This is a genomic window from Lichenibacterium minor (genome assembly GCF_004137685.1).
Classification (GTDB): Bacteria; Pseudomonadota; Alphaproteobacteria; order Rhizobiales; family Beijerinckiaceae; genus Lichenihabitans; species Lichenihabitans minor.
Map to the genome: position 1 here is coordinate 1 of NZ_QYBB01000158.1, position 1,105 is coordinate 1,105.

Annotated in this window: 1 protein-coding gene; it reads left to right on the forward strand. The window is 67.2% G+C overall.

From position 1 onward, the window contains the following. The coding region (locus tag D3273_RS28650; protein ID WP_165359769.1) for a trypsin-like serine peptidase at positions 1-998 on the forward strand (998 nt) is incomplete at its 5' end. Positions 999-1,105: the final 107 nt, after the last annotated feature.

The window sequence follows — 1,105 nt, forward strand, 5'->3', positions numbered from 1 at the left end:
CCTCGGGGAAGACCTATACCTCCGCGGAGGTGATCGCCGGCCACGATGGCCACACGACCTACGGCTCGACCGCATCGGCCATTCACGCCATGCCGGACGCGGATTGGACCCAATTGTCGAACGCCGGAGGCGACTTCGCGCTGATCCACCTCGCCACACCCATCACCGACGTGCCCGTCATGTCGCTGGGTTCCGACTTCACCGGCGGCGCCGTGACGGTGACGGGTTATCCAGCCGCCACGTCCGGCCAGCAGGACAGCGCGGCCGAGACCGTGAGCACGCTGCCGGGCTACGCCGGCGTGCTTCAGGGCACTGCGCTCGGCGCTCCAGGCGACGCTCACGGGGCGAGCGGCGGCCCCGTCTGGACGGAGGTCGGCGGCGTCCCCACCGTGGTCGGGCTCACCCAGTCGGAGGCCGGCTCGACGGGCTACTTCTTGCAATTGACCGACGCCGACGTCGCTCAAATCAGATCCTGGATTTCGGCAGACGAGGCGCAGCCAGCCGCGTCGACGGCTGCAATCGGGACCTCCGCTTCGGCGATGTCTGCGACCGCTTCGGTATCGGCAGCGTCCGCCGCAGCTTCGGCATCGACAGCAACATCTGCTGCAACCTCCGGGACAACGGCAGAGCAAGCCATCGCTTTCCTGTCGAGCGACGCCGCACAGATCGGGCCGATTGCTGCCCACGGCTACATCGACCATGCGACTTCGCGCGTCGTCGCCCTGTTGACGCGGGACGCGGCCGCGCTCGGCGCGACGGCCAGCTTCGACGACGTGGCGTCCGACGTGCTGTCGCGTCTCGGGGACAACAGTCAGCATCGCAACCTCGCGGCCTCGCTGCTGGAAGGACTCGTCTGGGGCCATGATGGAGGCGCCACAAGTGCGGCGGTCACCGGCATCGCGGCCCAGGACCCCGGCCTCGTCAGCTATCACGGGAGCGTCAACAGCGCGCGTGCGGGTTCCCTGCTCGGCCACGCTCTTCGAACACATGGGTTCTGACGTCAAGGGCAGCTGCCGGGTTGGTTAACAGGACGGACGCTCGGAATGGACGATGACCGGCCTCCTTGCAACCTAAAGTAAATTCTATTCCTCTATGCCAGGCTCAG